Source organism: Mesorhizobium sp. PAMC28654 (assembly GCF_020616515.1).
GTDB lineage: Bacteria > Pseudomonadota > Alphaproteobacteria > Rhizobiales > Rhizobiaceae > Mesorhizobium.
On record NZ_CP085135.1, the window covers coordinates 2,038,423 to 2,055,779 of the forward strand.

Genomic DNA, 17,357 nt, shown 5'->3' on the forward strand with positions numbered 1-17,357 from the left:
CAGCTAGAGCGACCGCCGCCCCGAATGGAGCGGCGGCTTGGCCAAGGAGTTAGTCCTTGGTGATGAAGCGGGACGGATGCACGTCCATCACATTATCCACGAAGCCATGAAGCTTCGTGGATACGATGTCATGATAGCTGTAGTAGAGAAGCGGAATGACGCCGACATCGTCAACGAGGATGCGCTCGGCCTCAGCCAGTTCCTTCATGCGCTCTTCAGGCTTGCCGCCGGCGGCGGCGGCCTTGTCCATTGCTTCCTCATATTTCGAGCTGTCATAATTCGAATAGTTGATGCCGCTCGCCTTGCGGGAGATGCCGAGGAAGTTTTCAGGATCCTTGTAGTCGGCGATCCAGGCCGCACGGGCCACGTCATAGTCGCCCTTGTGCTGGAGGAACGAGTAATGGGTCTTGGTGTCGGTGTTGAGTAGCGTCACTTCAACGCCAAGCGGCTTCAGCTGTTCCTGGATGGCAATGGCGGTATTCTTGTGGTTTTCCGAGGTGTTATAGCGAATCTCCATCTTCAACGGATGCTCGGGCGTATAGCCGAGTTTCTCGAAGACCTTCTTGGCCGCGTCCTCGCGGTCGATCTGCGACATATCCGCGTATTTGGCCATAGCCGGCGTGTAGCCTTGAATGCCGGGAGGCACCATCGAATAGCCAGGCAGCATTGAATTCTGCCAGACTTTCTCCGCGAGGAAGTCGCGGTCGATCGCCATGGAGATGGCGGTGCGCAGTTCCGGATTGTTCCACGGCGCCTTGTCGGTCTTGACCGCATAGTAGTAGGTGCCGAGGTATGGCCCGACGCGGATCTGATCGCCAAACTTGGTCTTGAGGTCACCGAGCTGTTCCGTCGGGAGGTCGTCGTAGCTGTCGAGTTCACCTGCCTCGAAGCGCTTCATCGCCGACGAACGATCTTCGGTCGGGATGTAGTTGACAGTGTCGATCTTGACGCTTGCGGCGTCCCAGAATTTCGGATTCTTGACCAGCTTCATGTGATCGTTGGGAACCCACTCCGCCAGCGTATAGGGGCCATTGGAGACCAGTTTACCCGGCTTGATCCAATCGGCGCCGAGCTTTTCGATGGAGGCCTTGCTGACCGGATAGGTCGCCTGATGGGTCAGCATCTCCAGGAAATATGGTGTCGGCGCCTTGAGCGTGACCTCAAGGGTGTTTGCATCGATCGCCTTGGCGCCGAGATCTTCGGGCTTGGCTTTGCTGGTGTTCAATTCCTCCGCATTCTTCACCGGGTAAAGCATCGAGGAGTACTGGGCACCGGTCGCCGGATCTTCAAGGCGGCGGAAGGCGTAGACGAAATCATCGGCCGTCACCGGAGTGCCATCCGACCAGAGGCCGTCCTTCCGCAACTTGAAGGTATAGACGGTGCCATCGTCGGACACGGTCCAGCTCTCGGCGGCGCCCGGAATGAGGTTTGCCTTCTGGTCCTGCATGACCAGCCCCTGGAACAGGTCGCGCAAGACGTTGGCTTCGTAGACTGTCGAGGTCTTGTGCGGGTCCACCGACTCCGATTCGGCGGAAGTACCGCGGTTGTAGACGGTCTCGGCAAAGGCCGGCGTATGGAACGCACCGGCAGCCAAGGTCATGGTCGTGGCGAAGACAGTCGCCTTCAGCATGTTTTTGAGCATTGAGTTCTCCCTGTTGGCGCGGCCCCTCAGCCACACCTCTTGAGTGTTTACGCCGGAGCCGATTCTGGCCCTCTCAGCGCGCCGCCGATTTCCCGTTTCGGCAGCTGGTGGCAGGAGACTAGACAGGAGGTAGTCCCTTTTCAACAGAGTCTTGATTGACGCTAAGTCAGTGTCCTGACGCTAAAACAGAGTAATCTAAAATTATAATAGCTATTCAACTCGGCGCACCTGCAGGTTGTGCCTTGTGTTTTCTGTTTCTGCAGTGCGGGTTTGGCATTCTCTGTACATGTTCCAGAAGCACTATCTTGAGAATCCAAGGCGCCATTTCCGGACAAATTCTTCGGGAACTTCGGCGGTCGAGTTCGCGCTGCTTTCGCCGATTTTCATCCTGCTTCTGCTCGGAATGGTTGCATACGGCATCTATTTCGGTGCCAGCAACTCGATACAGCAAATCGCGGCCGACGCCGCGCGCACGGCACTTGCCGGAGTGAACCAGACGGAACGCCAGACCCTGGTGGCAAGTTTTCTCAGCACCAACGCCAGCGGTTATCCCTTCGTGGACTCCACCAAGCTGACCTACACGGCCAATGACAGCGTCGCCGACGGAAGCGAGTTCGTAGTGTCCATCCAGTATGACGCCCGCAACCTGCCGATCTGGAACCTGTTTCCCAATCTGGCCATGCCCGGAACCACCATCTCGCGCCAGTCAACGATAAGGGTCGGAGGCATCTAAATGCTGCGGCTGCTGCAGGAGGGGATTGGCCGGGTCGCCGGGTTGCTGAGTGACAAGAAAGCGAATTTTACCGTGATGGCGGCGCTGTGCGCGCCCGTTGCACTGGCGCTGGCTGCCTTTGCCATCGACGAAGGCTCTATCTACACGGAACGCCGCACCGCCCAGGCAATGACCGATCTGGCCGCGATCACCGCCGCATCGAACATCACCAACATTCAAAATGCAGTGGTGACGACACTCACCGACAATGGAATGCCCGGGATCATCGTTCAGAACGCGGGCCAGACCATCGTACCGACCGCTGGCCAGACCGTTGTGTCAATCTCCCCCGGCCAATACGCGGCGGCATCGGGGGTCGGCGTCGGCCAACGCTTCCAGGCAGGGGTGACACCCTATAACGCAGTCAAAGTCACCTTGAAGAAAATTCCCGCGCGCTTCTTCGCAAGCGCGCTGATCCCCAGCCCTGTGATCAGCACGCAAGCCATCGCCAGCATGACACCAATGGCGACGTTTTCGGTGGGCTCCAGGCTTCTCAGCCTCAATGGCGGTATCCTGAATTCGCTGCTTAGCGGGCTGATAGGCGGCAACATCTCGCTCAGCGTCATGGATTACAACGCACTGGTCTCGGCCGACATCGACGTACTTTCCTTCATGGGTGCCCTGGCGACCCAGTTGAATCTGACCGCCGGGACCTATTCGGACGTGCTGGCGTCGAAGGCGACAATCGGTCAGATCGCCTCCGCCATGGCCAGTGTTCCCGGCCTGGACGGCACCAGCGCCCTCGCCCTGCAGGCGATCGTCGCCAAGGCCACCAGCACGGTCAAGATCCCGCTCAACACGCTTGTCGATCTCGGCGGCGTCGGCAGTCTGGCAATTGGGCAAAGACCACCAGGTCTTGGGGTTAGCGCAAACGCCATCGGAATGCTGACCGCCGGCGCCGTGTTGGCGAACGGCACCAACCAGGTCGCGCTGAACCTCGGCGCCACCATACCGGGCCTTACCGCCACGACACTGACCATCGCCATCGGCCAACCCATGCAATCCTCGCCTTGGCTCGCGATCGACCAGGTTGGCACCACGGTCCGCACTGCCCAGACGCGAATCAAGCTTACGTCGTCCGTCACCGTTGGCACCTCGGGTCTGGGTGGCGGCATCAGCCTGCTGGCCGTCAATCTGCCGCTCAATGTGGAGGTGGCCTACGCCCAGGCCACGTTGACCGGAATTACGTGCCCGAGCGGCCCCTCCAGCATCCTGGTTTCGATCGCCGCGCAGCCAGGCATTGCGGCACTGCATCTGGCCAACACCAGTGCCACCGGCACCGCCTTCGCCAACTTCAGCCAGCCGCAGACGTTCAGCAATGCCGAGATCGCGGATGTGAGCCTGCAACTGCTGCTGATCAACCTTCCCCTGCTGCAGATCATGGGTTCCGCGGCAACGGCGATCACCAACAACAGTCCCCAGACGCTGACCTTCAACGCCACGGAAATCGCAAACAAGACGACAAAGACCGTGTCGACACGCAATATAACGCAGTCGCTTACCTCGTCGCTGATCAGCAATCTGTCGCTTTCGGTCAATGCGCTCGGCCTCGGGATTGACCTGACCGGTTTACTCGGAACGGTGACGCCAGCGGTGGTCGCGGTGCTGAATGGCGTCACCGCGCCAGTCGACAATTTGCTTTACAATCTGCTCTCGACTCTCGGCGTCAGCGTCGGCTCGGCCGATGTCCGGGTTACCGGCGCGACCTGCGGGCGCTCGGTGCTTGTTCAGTAAGCCGACGGTCGCGGATCACCCCAGCCGGGAGAGGACCCAACCGAGCGGCGGCAGCGACAGGTCGCCTTCATGCACGTTCACGCCGCCGGCGCCAACATCGATCGGCTGGCCGATATGCTGTGGAGCGGACCAGTTGGCCGGCTCACCGGCGAAATTGAAGACGCACAGCAATCTCTCGCCGTCACCTTCGCGAATGAAGGCAAGGACATCACCTTCGGCATCGAGAAAGCGGATCGAGCCCCGCACCAGTGCCGGATACTTTTTGCGAACAGCCAGCATCGCCCTGTAGGCGGCGAGCACGGATGTGCTCTCGCCGTTCTGGATATCGGCCGCGCGAGCGCGATGGCTTTCCGGAACCGGGAGCCACGGCTTGCCCGTTGAAAACCCGACATTGTCGGCTATGGCCTCCCAGACCATGGGTGTACGGCACCCGTCCCTGCCCTTGAACCCCGGCCAGAAGCGGATGCCATAGGGGTCTCGCAGATCCTCAAACGCCAGTTCCGCTTCCTGCAGCCCAAGCTCTTCGCCTTGGTAGAGACAGATCGAGCCGCGCAGACAGGACAGAAGCGCTATCGAGAACCTCGCCACGGCATCAGGATCGCCGCCCGGCCTGGTCCAGCGCGTCACATGGCGCACGACATCATGATTGGAAAACGCCCAGCAAACCCAGCCGTCGGAAACCGCCGCCTCGAAAGCTTCGACACAGCCGCGCACATGCGCCGCCGAGAACGCGGACCGAGCAGGTCGAACGTGTAGCACATGTTGAGTTTGTCGCCGCCGGACGTATAGGCGGCAAGCGTCCGCAGCGAGCGGCCTTCATCGCCCACCTCCCCCACAACGGCACGGTCGTCATATTGATCGAGTAACGCCCGGAAACGCTGGAGGAAAGCCAGGTTCTCCGGCTGTGTCTTGTCGAACAAATGCTCCTGATAAAGATAGGGGTTGGTCTCAGTGTTGGTGCCGGCGACGCTGGACGCCAGGGGCGGATTGCCGCGCAGCCAGCGATCATGGACATAGTAGTTGACCGTATCCAATCGAAAGCCGTCGACGCCGCGCTCCAACCAGAACCGGACCGTCTCCAGAAGTGCATCCTGCACGTCCGGATTGTGGAAATTCAGGTCCGGCTGCGAGGCGAGGAAATTGTGCATGTAATACTGCCTGCGGGTCGAATCCCATTCCCAGGCAGGGCCACCGAAAACCGACAGCCAGTTCGAGGGCGCCGTGCCGTCGGGTTTCGCATCGGCCCAGACATACCAGTCGGCCTTCGGATTATCCCTGCCCGTGCGGCTTTCGACAAACCATTCGTGACGATCGGAGGAGTGCGACAGCACCTGATCGATGATCACCTTCAGGCCAAGCCGATGCGCCTCGGCGACAACCTCGTCGAAATCCTCGATCGTGCCGAACATCGGATCGACGGCCTGGTAGTCGGCTACGTCGTAGCCCATGTCGGCCATCGGTGACTTGAAGAAGGGTGACAACCAGACAGCATCGACGCCAAGCGAAGCGACATGGGCGAGACGCTGGGTAATGCCGCGCAGATCGCCGCCGCCGTCGCCGGTCGTGTCCTGGAAGGACCGTGGATAGATCTGGTAGATGACGCAGCCGCGCCACCATTCGGCATTGTCAGCCATTCACAGGTTCTCCTAAGACTATCCGGCCTCGCGCTCGATCATGAAGATGACCGTTCGCCCCGGCACTTGTCTCGATATGTCGGTTGCGTCGTTCGCTTCAGCGGGCGCCCACAAAAACCCTTCGCGAGGCGGCAGCGTGAAGACACATGCCCGGCGATCCCCATTGAAGATCACCGCAAGACGGCCGTCGTCCGCGCGCTCGCCACCCAGGACCATGACAAGCCGATGCCGCTCCGGGTCGTTCCAGCCCGCCTCATCGAGCGGTATTCCGATTTCGGACAGCCAGGCAACGTCGGGCACGTTCGAGCGCTCCAATGCCTGACCGGTCAGAAAGCGTGTTTCGCGAAGCGACGGCGTGGCGCGGCGCATGGCCGAGAGCAGAGCCGCGTAGCGCTCCAGCGGTTGATCGCGCGCTTGCCAATCGAGCCACGTCGTCTCGTTGTCCTGCGCATAGGCATTGTTGTTGCCTTTCTGGGTGTGACCGAACTCGTCGCCGGCGGTCAGCATGATGGTGCCGCGTGAGGCGAAGAGCGTGGCAAGTAGCGCGCGCTGATCATTCAAGCGGGCCATCGCGACAACGCCGTCGCTTGTCTCGCCCTCGACGCCATTGTTCCACGACAGGTTCTCGTCGTGACCATCGCGATTCTGCTCGCCATTGGCCTCGTTGTGCTTGCGCTCATAGGCAACGATATCGGCCAGCGTCATGCCGTCATGCGCGGCTATGAAGTTGACGCTTCGGCTCGCCTGCTGTCCTGACCTGGCAAAAATGTCTGACGAGCCCGCAAGCCGTGTGGCAAGCGTGCCGACCATGCCGCCATCGCCGCGCCAGAAGCGCCTGACATCGTCGCGATACCTGTCGTCCCATTCGAGGAAGGGCGGCGAAAAATTGCCAAGCTGATAGCCGTCCGGGCCGATGTCCCACGGCTCGGCGATCAGCACGCGATCGGCCAGCAGCGGGTCTTCATACATGGCCTTTAGCAGGGGGGCGTTGGCTTCGAACACACCCTCAACCCGACCGAGAATAGGCGCAAGGTCAAAGCGAAAACCATCGACGCCGGCGTGATTGACAAAGTGGCGAAGCGTGTCGAGGACCATCTCCTGGACGATCGGATGGTCGCACGCCACCGTGTTGCCGGTTCCTGTGTCGTTGGCCAGTCTGCCGTCCGGCGTGTGCCGGTAATAGGTAGGGTTGTCGAGCCCGCGCAGTGACAAGGTCGGACCAAGCCTGTCGCTTTCACCGGTGTGATTGAAGACGAGATCGAGGATGACGCCAATGCCAGCCTTGCGCAGGGCGGCGACTGTCTCGCGTAACTCGGCAAGGCCGCCGGGCGCCAGACGCGGATCGAGCGCCATGAACGTCACCGGATTGTAGCCCCAGGCATTGCGCAGCCCGAGCGGCGGCAGATGACGCTCGTCGATCGACGCCGTCACCGGCATCAGTTCGACCGCGCCCACGCCGAGCTTCTTGAGATGCTCGATAATCGCCGGGTGGGCAAGAGCCGCTATCGTGCCGCGCTGTTCTTTCGGTATCTCCGGATGCAGCAAGGTGAAGGCTCGAACCGGGACTTCGTAGACCAGGCCGCCGGGCTGGAACAGCGGCGGCAAGGCCGGCACCGGTTTCGGCAAAGTGCGGGCGATAGACTTCGGCACCAGGCGGGCGGTGTCGGCCCCCTCGCCTCGTCGCTGCGCCAACCGCCAGTCATAGACGTGGGGCCGATCGATCTCGACGGCATAGGGGTCGGTTAGCAGCTTGTCGGGATCGAACCAGAGCCCGCGCTCCGGCGCGTAGTCGCCATCGGCGCGAAACCCGTAGCGGCTGCCGGGGCCAAGGCCTGCAACGAACAACGCGTGAACGCCCTCGCCTTCCGGCCGTAGCTCAAGCCGTTCGACCTGGCGCGCACCGGCGCCGTCGAAGATCGAGACCCAAAGGCGTCGGGCCGTCGACGACCAGGCGGCGAAGCGGATGCCTTCGCTGGTGACGGTTGCGCCGAGCAAACTCATGCGACCGCTTTCCACCCTGTCCCTTGTGGGGAGTATCGCGAGCGGGCGTCACCTTCTCCCCTTGTGGGAGAAGGTGGATCGGCGCGCAGCGCAGAGACGGATGAGGGGTGCTGGAAGAAACGAGGCGTCGACGATTTCAAAGGCATGCGCCAAGTTGGAGCACCCCTCATCCGACCGAGCTTCGCTCGGCCACCTTCTCCCACAAGGGGACAAGGATGAGCCCCACCATACAGGTCGAACTCAAGCGGGCGGCTATCTGTCAACGTCAAGTAATCACGCTCGGCTTGTTGCGGCCGGTATGGCTCTTTATCCCCGCAATATCGTCGGCCGCCGCGATCAGATCGGCAAGTGCGACCTGCGTGTCGAGATCATGCCGGTTCTTGTCCGGCTCGTAGCGCTCGATGTAGACACGCAGCGTTGCCCCCGTGGTACCGGTGCCGGACAGGCGGAAGACGACACGCGAACCACCTTCGAACAGCACCCTGATGCCTTGATGCTCGCTGGTCGAGCCATCGACCGGATCGTGATAGGCAAAATCGTCGGCGCTGGCGATCTTCATGCCGCGCACGCTGGTGCCCGGCAGCGAGCCGAGCTTGGCGCGTAATTCGTCGACCAGCGCATTGGCGCGCTCGGTCTCGACTTCCTCATAATCATGCCGAGAATAGTAGTTGCGTCCGTAGGTCGCCCAGTGCTCGGTGACGACCTGCTTGCAGCTTTCACCGCGAACCGCGAGGATATTGAGCCACAGCAGCACCGCCCACAGGCCATCCTTTTCGCGGACATGGTTGGAGCCGGTGCCGGCGCTTTCCTCGCCGCAGATCGTCGCCATGCCGGCGTCGAGCAGGTTGCCGAAGAATTTCCAGCCGGTCGGCGTTTCATAGATGCCGATGCCGAGCTTGTGGGCGACGCGGTCGGCAGCGCCACTGGTTGGCATCGAGCGGGCGATGCCCTTGAGACCATCCTTGTAGCCTGGCGCCAGATTGGCGTTGGCGGAAAGCATGGCGACCGAATCCGACGGGGTGACGAAAATGCCCTTGCCGATGATCAGGTTGCGGTCGCCGTCGCCATCGGAGGCTGCGCCGAAATCCGGCGCGTCCGGTCCCATCATCTCGTCATAGAGGTGCTTGGCATGGACCAGGTTCGGGTCCGGGTGGTGGCCGCCGAAATCCGGCAAAGGTTTGAAGTTGCGGCAGGTGCCATTGGGCGCACCAAGCCGGTTTTCCAGGATCTCCTTGGCGTAGGGACCGGTCACCGCATGCATGGCGTCGAAGCGCATGCGGAAGCCCGATTTGAACAGTTTGCGCAGGACATCGAAATCGAACAGGCTCTCCATCAGCTCGGCATAGTCCGCGACCGGATCGATGATCTCGACCGTCATGCCGCCGGCCTTGATCGTGCCGATCGTGTCGATGTCGATCTTGTCGATGTCGGCGATCTTGAAGCTCGAGATCACCTTGGTCTTTTCGAAGATCGCGTCGGTCAGCTTCTCCGGCGCCGGGCCGCCATTGCTTGCATTGTACTTGATGCCGAAATCCTCGTGCGGGCCGCCAGGATTGTGGCTGGCCGACAGGATGATGCCGCCAAAGGTCTGGTATTTGCGAATGACATGCGAGGCCGCCGGTGTCGACAATATGCCGCCCTGCCCGACCATCACCTTGCCGAAACCGTTCGCAGCGGCCATGGCGATAGCCTTCTGGATGACTTCGCGATTGTAGAAGCGGCCATCACCGCCGATCACCAGCGTCTTGCCCTCGAACCCGTCCAGCGCGTCGAAGATCGACTGGATGAAGTTCTCGGCATAGTGCTCCTGCTGGAACACCGGGACCTTCTTGCGCAGCCCGGAGGTGCCGGGCTTCTGGTCAGGATAGGGTTTGGTGGCGACGGTGCGTATCATGTATCAGACAGCCCTTTTCGAAAGCAGCACGCGATAGAGTTCAACGTATTTTTCCGCACTTCGATCCCATGACACGTCGGCTTTCATGCCTTGTCGCTGGATAGACGCCCAGACCGAGGGGGTGGCGTGCGCATCGACGACGCGGCGGATGGCGTGCAGGAAGGCACCGGCATTGGCGGGTGCGAACTGAAAGCCTGTCGCCACGCCAGCGGAAACGGCAGCTTCATTGGCGTCGATCACGGTATCGGCCAGCCCTCCGGTACGGGCGACGACGGGTACGCAGCCATAGCGCAGACCATAGAGCTGCGTCAGACCGCAGGGCTCGAAGCGTGAGGGGATGACGATCGCATCGCATCCGCCCTGCATGGTGTGGGAAAGGCCCTCGTCATAGCCGACGACGACGCCGATACGGCCACGATGACGTGCCGCCGCGGCAAGCAACGCACCCTCAAGGCCTGCGTCGCCGGAGCCCAGGATGGCCAGCCGTGCGCCCGTCGCGACGATGCCGTCGACGACGGTGGCCAGAATGTCCATGCCCTTCTGCCAGGTCAGCCGGCTGACGACGCAGACAATCGGGCTGTCGTCGCGATCGAGGTTGAAGCGCTCCTCGACAGCGGCCCTGTTGGGCACCCGTGCCTTCAACGTCTTGGCGGTATAGTTGGAAACCAGATGCTTGTCGGTGGCAGGATTCCAGATGTCGGTGTCGATGCCGTTGACGATGCCGTGAAGGTCGATGGCGCGCATGTTGATCAGGCCATCGAGTCCCATGCCGAATTCCGGCGAGCGGATTTCCTGCGCATAGGTCGGGCTGACCGTGGTGATCGCCCAGGCCGCCTGCAGGCCCGCCTTGAGGAAGCCGACGCCGCCGTAGTATTCGACGCCGTCGAGCGCCATGGCCGCCGCAGGCAGGCCAAGCTCGCCGAAGATGCCCGCGCCGAACTGGCCCTGGAAGGCGAGATTGTGAACGGTCATCATCGACGGCGTGCCGACAGCCTTGCCGTAACGCATATAGGCCAGTGTCATCGCCGACTGCCAGTCATGGGCATGGACGATGTCGGGCTGGTAGCCGGAAATGGCGCCGCCGGCGATGTCGCCGCCCACCTGGCTCAGCGCCGCGAAACGCCGCCAATTGTCCGGCCAATCGACACCGGTCGCGTTGCCGTAGGGACCGCCGGGGCGGTCGAACAGATGCGGCGCGTCGAGCACAAAAAGATCAAGTCCGGCAAGCTGAACGGCATGGACGGAAGCCTTGCCGCCTTGCAGAAGGGCATATTGATGTACGGCTTTCTTTTTCTTGAAGGCACCCATCACCGTTGGAAAGCCGGGAATGAGCGTGCGCATGGTCACGCCCTTGGCCGCCAGGGCGATAGGCAGCGCGCCGGTCACGTCGGCAAGTCCGCCGGTCTTGATCAGCGGGAATATCTCGGGCGTGACCGACAGAACCTGCATGCGTTAGAGCCCCAGCTTGTCGATCATGTCCTGGGTGACCAAGCATATGCCCTTTTCCGAAACGCGGAAGCGCTTGGCATCGAGAACCGGATCCTCACCGACCACAAGCCCTTCCGGTATCCTGACGCCGTGGTCAATCACCACGCGCTTCAGCTTTGCCTTCCGGCCGACATGCACGTCGGGCAACATGACGACTTCTTCAAGCGTCGAATAGGAATTGATGCGCGCCCCGGTGAAGATCAGGCTTCGCTTCAGCGACGCACCCGAGACGATGCAGTCGCCAGAGACAAGCGAGGATACGGCCGAACCGCGGCGGCCGTCCTCATCATGCACGAATTTTGCAGGCGGCTTCAGTTCGGCGTAGGTCCAGATCGGCCAGTCACGGTCGTAGAGGTCGAGTTCCGGCGTGATGTCGGTCAGGTCGATATTGGCTTCCCAATAGGCGTCGACGGTTCCGACATCGCGCCAGTAGGCCTCGTTCTCGGCCGTGGAGCGCACGCAGGACTTGGCGAAGCGGTGTGCGATCGCCTTACCATGCTCAACGATGTAGGGGATGATGTCCTTGCCGAAATCGCGGCTTGAGCCGGGCTCGGCGGCATCGCGGCGCAATTGCTCCATCAGGAACTTGGTCTTGAAGACGTAGATGCCCATCGAAGCCAGGGCGAATTCCGGCTTGTCGGGAATGCCTGGCGGATCAGCCGGCTTTTCAACGAAGGCGATGATGTTGTCCTTGGCATCGACATGCATGACGCCGAAGCCGGTGGCTTCCATGCGCGGCACTTCGAGGCAGCCGACGGTGACGTCGGCATTGGCGTCGACGTGCTGGCGAAGCATCATCTCATAGTCCATCTTGTAGATGTGATCGCCGGCGAGGATGACCATGTATTCGGGCCCGTAGGCCTCGATGATATCGATGTTCTGGTAGACGGCGTCGGCCGTGCCTTCATACCACTGCGTTTCCGAGACGCGCTGGCTGGCCGGCAGGATGTCGAAACTCTCGTTTCGCTCAGGCCGCAAGAAATTCCAGCCGCGCTGCAAATGGCGGATCAGCGAATGCGCCTTGTACTGGGTCGCAACGCCGAGGCGGCGGATGCCGGAATTCAGCGCGTTGGAAAGCGCGAAGTCGATGATGCGCGTCTTGCCGCCGAAATAGACAGCGGGCTTCGCCCGGCGATCCGTCAACTCCCTGAGCCGGCTGCCGCGCCCACCCGCCAACACATAGGCCATGGCATCACGCGCCAGCGGCTGGGTTCGTTTTGTTTCTGCCATTTTCAGCCTCCCCGATTATTCAGTCTGAACCGTCACTCGGTCTGGAACTTCATTCTGGAACGAATTCGAGCATGATGGTTGACAGCGGCGGCAGCAGCATCGACGCCGACGTGCCCCCTCCCTCCGCACGAGCCTCGACGACACCGCCATTGCCCTTGCCGGAACCGCCATATTCCGAAGCATCCGTGTTCATGATCTCGCGCCATTTTCCAGCCTTCGGCAATGGCACGCGGTAATCCTCGCGCGGCACCGGCGTGAAATTGGAAATGACCGCGACCGGATTGCCGCCTGGCGCGCTGCGCAGCCAGGCAAAGACCGAATTCGCGCTGTCATCGACGATCAGCCAGGAGAAGCCTTCCGGCTCGCAGTCGCGCGCATGCAACGCCGGGCGCGAGCGGTAGAGATAATTGAGATCGCGCACCACCTGCCGGACACCGCGATGCGGCCGGAAGTCGAGCAGGTTCCAGTCGAGCGCGCGCGCCTCGCTCCATTCGCGGCGCTGCGCGAACTCCTGCCCCATGAAAAGCAATTTCTTGCCGGGATAGCCCCACATGAAGCCGTAATAGGCGCGCAGTGTCGCAAACTTCTGCCAGTCATCGCCGGCCATCTTGCTGAGCAGCGTGCCTTTGCCGTGCACGACTTCGTCGTGGGAGAGCGGCAAGACGAAATTCTCGCTGAACGCATAGACCAGGCCGAAGGTGAGGTCGTTGTGGTGGTGCTTGCGAAAAATCGGCTCCTTGGAGAAATACTCCAGCGTGTCGTGCATGAAGCCCATGTTCCACTTGAAGCCGAACCCCAGCCCGCCTTCATGCACCGGTGCCGAGACCTTCGGCCATGAGGTCGATTCCTCGGCGATCGTCATCACGCCGGGATGGTGGCCGTAGACCTCCTTGTTCATCTTCTGCAGGAAGCTGACCGCCTCGAGGTTCTCGCGGCCACCCTTCTCGTTGGGTATCCATTCACCGGCCTTGCGTGAATAATCGAGGTACAGCATCGAGGCCACCGCATCGACGCGCAGACCGTCGACATGGTATTTCTCGGCCCAGAACAACGCGTTGTTGACGAGGAACGACACGACTTCACGCCGGCCGAAATTGTAGATCGCGGTGTTCCAGTCAGGATGAAAACCCTTGCGCGGGTCGGCATGCTCATAGAGCGCGGTGCCGTCGAAATGAGCGAGGCCGTGCTCGTCGACCGGGAAGTGTGCGGGCACCCAATCGAGGATAACGCCAACGCCGGCGCGGTGGGCGCCGTCGACGAAACGGGCAAAACCGTCGGGATCGCCGAAGCGGGCCGATGGCGCGTAGAGCCCGGTTGTCTGGTAACCCCAGGACGGATCATAGGGATGTTCGGAGATCGGCATGAACTCGATATGGGTGAAACCCGTCTCGACGACATAGGGGATCAACCGGTCGGCAAGCTCGTCCCAAGACAGGAAGGTGCCGTCGTCGCGAAGCTGCCAGGAGCCGGCATGGACCTCGTAGATCGATATGGCTTCGCGCCGGGGATCCGCATTGCGCCAGAAATTGCGATGCGCCTCGTCGCCCCAAGGATGCGCCGGCGGCACAGCGACCACCGAAGCGGTGGCCGGGCGCAATTCTGACTTGAAGGCGAACGGGTCGGCCTTCAGCGGCAACCTGATACCGTCAGGTCCGATGATCTCGTATTTGTAGGGCCGGCCGGCACCAATGTCGGGAATGAACACTTCCCAGATGCCGGTGTCGCGACGGTCGCGCATCGAATGTCTGCGGCCGTCCCAGTCGTTGAAGTCGCCGACCACCGAGACGCGCCTTGCATTGGGCGCCCAGACGGCGAAATGCACGCCAGACGCACCCTCATGCTCGATGACATGCGCGCCGAGCTTGTCGAACAGCCTGAGATGCGATCCTTGGGCAATGTAATAGTCGTCCATCGGGCCGAGCACCGGACCGAATGAATAGGGATCGGTCAGCCACCAGTCGCCCGTGGCGTTCCTTGCATGATAGCGCAGCGGCTGGCGCTTTTTGATCGACAGCTTGCCTTCGAAGAAGCCGCCATCATCACGCCTGGAAAGTTCGCCTGCCTTTTTGCCCGTCAGCGTATAGGCCGTGACGAACTCGGCATGCGGCACGAAGCAGCGAGCGACAAGGCCCTTGCCAGCGTCCTGGACACCCAGGACGGCAAACGGGTCTCCGTGCGTACCGGCGACAATCGCCGCGACATCACCGGCCGAAGCCAGTCCATCCGGCCCGCTTGTCGCAGCGGTCGCGCGCGGCTTCCTCATCAGGCCGTGACCCTCCCCGGGCACCAAGTTTGTTTCAGGGTTTGAATTCGACATTCAAACTCACCCCCTGGGACCACATTGTTCGTGGCCTCATGCAATCACATCAGACGGGTACGTTCCAGATTTCTTTCGCATATTGACGGATCGTGCGATCGGAAGAGAACCATCCGACGCGCCCGACATTGTGGATCGCCTTGGCATACCAGTCCGGACTGTTGCGCCAGACGGCATCGACATCGCGCTGAGCTGCGGCATAGGCGTCGAAATCGGCGGCGACCATGAACCAGTCGCTCTGGTAAAGGCCGTTCATCAGTTCGCGATAACGCTCCGGATCGTCCGGCGAGAAAACGCCCGAGGACACCGCCGCCACCGCCTGCGCCAGCTCAGGTGAGCCCTCGATCACGGACCTTGGATCGTAGCCATTTTTGCGCCGCTCGGCGACCTCAGCGGTGGTCAGACCGAAGATGAAGATGTTGTCGTCGCCGACGCATTCCTTGATCTCGACATTGGCCCCGTCGAGTGTGCCGATGGTCAGCGCGCCGTTCAGCGCGAACTTCATGTTGCCGGTGCCCGACGCTTCCATGCCGGCGGTCGATATCTGCTCGGACAGGTCCGCGGCCGGTATCATGATCTCGGCCAGGCTGACATTGTAGTTCGGAACGAACACCACTTTCAGCAGGCCGCGAACGGCCGGGTCGCGGTTGATGACCTTGGCGACATCATTGGCCAGTTTGATGATCAGCTTGGCGTTGTGATAGCTCGGAGCCGCCTTGCCGCCGAAGAATTTTACGCGAGGCATCCAGTCGCGCTCAGGATGCGAGCGGATCTGGTCGTAAAGCGCGATCGCCTCGAGGATATTCAGGAGCTGTCGCTTGTATTCATGGATGCGCTTGATCTGGATGTCGAACAGCGCCGACGGATCGACCTTGATGCCAAGCCGGTCGGCGACGAGATTGGCCAGCCGCGCCTTGTTGGCCCGCTTGACGCCAGCGAACTTCTCCCGGAACGCGGCATCGCCGGCGAAAGCGTCTAGCCCCTTGATTGCATCGATGTCGTCGAGGAAGCGATCGCCGATCGCCTCGCGGGTCAGCGCCGTCAGCCCCGGGTTGCACTGGATGAGCCAGCGTCGGGGCGTGATGCCGTTGGTCTTGTTGTTGATGCGGTCGGGGTAGAGCGTGTGAAGGTCGGCAAACACCGTTTCCTTCATCAGGTCGGTGTGCAGGGCGGAGACGCCGTTGATCGAGTGCGAACCGACAAAGGCCAGGTTGCCCATGCGCACCCGGCGATCACCGTTCTCCTGGATCAGCGAAATGCGACCGATCTGCTCGTCCGAGAACAGGTTGGACGCGCGCGCCTCCAGCAGCACCTCGGCGTTGATGGCGTAGACGATCTGCATGTGACGCGGCAAAAGCCGCTCGAACAACGGCACCGGCCAGCTTTCCAGCGCTTCGGGGAGCAGCGTGTGGTTGGTGTAGCCAAAGGTACGCTTGGTGATGCTCCAGGCGAGATCGAAATCCATGCCATGGACATCCATCAGCAGGCGCATCAGTTCGGGCACGGCGATAGCCGGATGGGTGTCGTTGAGGTGGATCGCCGCCTTGTCGGGCAGCGACTTCAGGTCGCCATACTGGCTGAGATGGCGCTGGACGATGTCCTGCAGCGAGGCGGTGGAGAAGAAATATTCCTGCCGCAACCGCAACTCCTGCCCCGCCTTGTGGGAATCCGCGGGATAGAGGACGCGCGACAGGGCATCGGCCTTGTTGCTTTCGGCGAGCGCTCCGATGTGATCGCCAGCATTGAACTTGTCGAGCAGGATCGGATCGACCGGCATGCCCGACCATAGACGCAGCGTGTTGACGCGGTGAGCCCGCCAGCCGACCACAGGCGTGTCGTAGGCAACGGCCAGAACATGCTCGGTCGGCTTCCAGACGTGACGCTCCAGCCGACCGTCCTTGGAGGTGATCGATTCCACCGAGCCGCCGAAGCCGACCTCGAAGGAGCGTTCGCGCCGCTCGAACTCCCAAGGGTTGCCGTGGTCGAGCCATGTTTCGGGCAGTTCCACCTGCCAGCCGTCATGGATTTCCTGGCGGAACATGCCGTTGGCGTAGCGGATGCCGTAGCCATGCGCTGGAATATCGACCGTCGCCATGCTTTCCATGAAGCAGGCGGCGAGACGGCCGAGGCCGCCATTGCCGAGGGCCGCATCCGGTTCGAGCGCGGCGATGATATCGAGATCGACGCCGAGCGACGACAGCGCCTCGCGCATATTCTCCATCAGGCCGAGATTGGAGAAGGCATCGCGCATCAGCCTGCCGATGAGGAATTCAAGCGACAGATAATAGACCCGCTTTTCCTGCTGGTCGTAAGCTTCCTTTGTCGCCTGCATCCAGTGATCGACGATGCGATCGCGCACGACCTTGATCGAGGCGGTCAGCCAGTCGTATTGCGTCGCGACAGTGGTGTCCTTGCCGACCCTGTATTTGAGTGACATCAAGACTTCTTCGGCGAGCGTCTTGGGATCGGGATTTTCGAGTGCGGGCTGGGGGGCTTCGGTTGTCATCGCGCGCGTCATGCTGCCTCTCGTGCGGTTGCCATGATCATACCGGCTTTCACCGTTCCTCCCAGCCCATGCTAATGCATCCCTTCATATATTCAATCGATTTAGGGAGAAGCTCGACCAACTTCCCCTGCGGCAATTT

The 17,357-nt window shown here is 61.5% G+C and carries 10 protein-coding genes and 1 pseudogene; 2 read left to right on the forward strand and 9 right to left on the reverse strand.

The window, feature by feature from the left end:
- Positions 1–49: 49 nt before the first annotated feature.
- The gene (locus LGH82_RS10365) at positions 50–1,642 is read right to left on the reverse strand and encodes a peptide ABC transporter substrate-binding protein (protein ID WP_227348397.1); all 1,593 of its coding nucleotides are present in this window, start codon (positions 1,640–1,642) and stop codon (positions 50–52) included.
- Between the two features lie 286 nt (positions 1,643–1,928).
- On the opposite strand from LGH82_RS10365, the gene LGH82_RS10370 reads away from it, so the two are divergent.
- The gene (locus LGH82_RS10370; protein WP_227348398.1) at positions 1,929–2,375 is read left to right on the forward strand and encodes a TadE/TadG family type IV pilus assembly protein; all 447 of its coding nucleotides are present in this window, start codon (positions 1,929–1,931) and stop codon (positions 2,373–2,375) included.
- Entirely contained in the window at positions 2,376–4,148 is a 1,773-nt protein-coding gene (locus LGH82_RS10375) for a pilus assembly protein TadG-related protein (protein WP_227348399.1), read from the forward strand. It abuts the gene before it with no gap.
- Positions 4,149–4,163: 15 nt separating this feature from the next.
- On the opposite strand, the gene LGH82_RS33630 is transcribed toward LGH82_RS10375, so the two are convergent.
- The 8 genes and pseudogenes from LGH82_RS33630 to LGH82_RS10410 all read right to left on the reverse strand — a co-directional run bounded on the left by LGH82_RS33630 (position 4,164) and on the right by LGH82_RS10410 (position 17,230).
- Positions 4,164–4,565, reverse strand: a complete 402-nt coding sequence (locus LGH82_RS33630) for an alpha-glucosidase C-terminal domain-containing protein (RefSeq protein ID WP_413771465.1) — start codon at positions 4,563–4,565, stop codon at positions 4,164–4,166.
- 144 nt (positions 4,566–4,709) lie between these two features.
- Positions 4,710–5,782 (reverse strand): annotated as a pseudogene (locus LGH82_RS10380) (alpha-amylase family glycosyl hydrolase); the annotation flags it as partial.
- Between the two features lie 18 nt (positions 5,783–5,800).
- Positions 5,801–7,783 carry a glycogen debranching protein GlgX gene (glgX, locus tag LGH82_RS10385; RefSeq protein ID WP_227348400.1) on the reverse strand — a complete coding sequence of 661 codons (1,983 nt, stop codon included), beginning with the start codon at positions 7,781–7,783 and terminating at the stop codon, positions 5,801–5,803.
- Positions 7,784–8,048: 265 nt separating this feature from the next.
- Positions 8,049–9,677 (reverse strand): alpha-D-glucose phosphate-specific phosphoglucomutase, encoded by a 1,629-nt coding sequence (locus LGH82_RS10390; RefSeq protein ID WP_227348401.1) that lies wholly within the window; start codon positions 9,675–9,677, stop codon positions 8,049–8,051.
- A 3-nt stretch (positions 9,678–9,680) separates the two neighbouring features.
- The gene (gene glgA / locus LGH82_RS10395; protein WP_227348402.1) at positions 9,681–11,126 is read right to left on the reverse strand and encodes a glycogen synthase GlgA; all 1,446 of its coding nucleotides are present in this window, start codon (positions 11,124–11,126) and stop codon (positions 9,681–9,683) included.
- Positions 11,127–11,129: 3 nt separating this feature from the next.
- Positions 11,130–12,395: a glucose-1-phosphate adenylyltransferase gene (gene glgC / locus LGH82_RS10400; RefSeq protein ID WP_227348403.1), complete on the reverse strand. Its 1,266-nt coding sequence runs from the start codon at positions 12,393–12,395 to the stop codon at positions 11,130–11,132.
- Between the two features lie 49 nt (positions 12,396–12,444).
- Entirely contained in the window at positions 12,445–14,658 is a 2,214-nt protein-coding gene (glgB, locus tag LGH82_RS10405) for a 1,4-alpha-glucan branching protein GlgB (protein ID WP_227348404.1), read from the reverse strand.
- A 103-nt stretch (positions 14,659–14,761) separates the two neighbouring features.
- Positions 14,762–17,230, reverse strand: coding sequence for a glycogen/starch/alpha-glucan phosphorylase (locus LGH82_RS10410; RefSeq protein WP_227348405.1), 2,469 nt, complete (start codon positions 17,228–17,230; stop codon positions 14,762–14,764).
- Positions 17,231–17,357 lie beyond the last annotated feature (127 nt).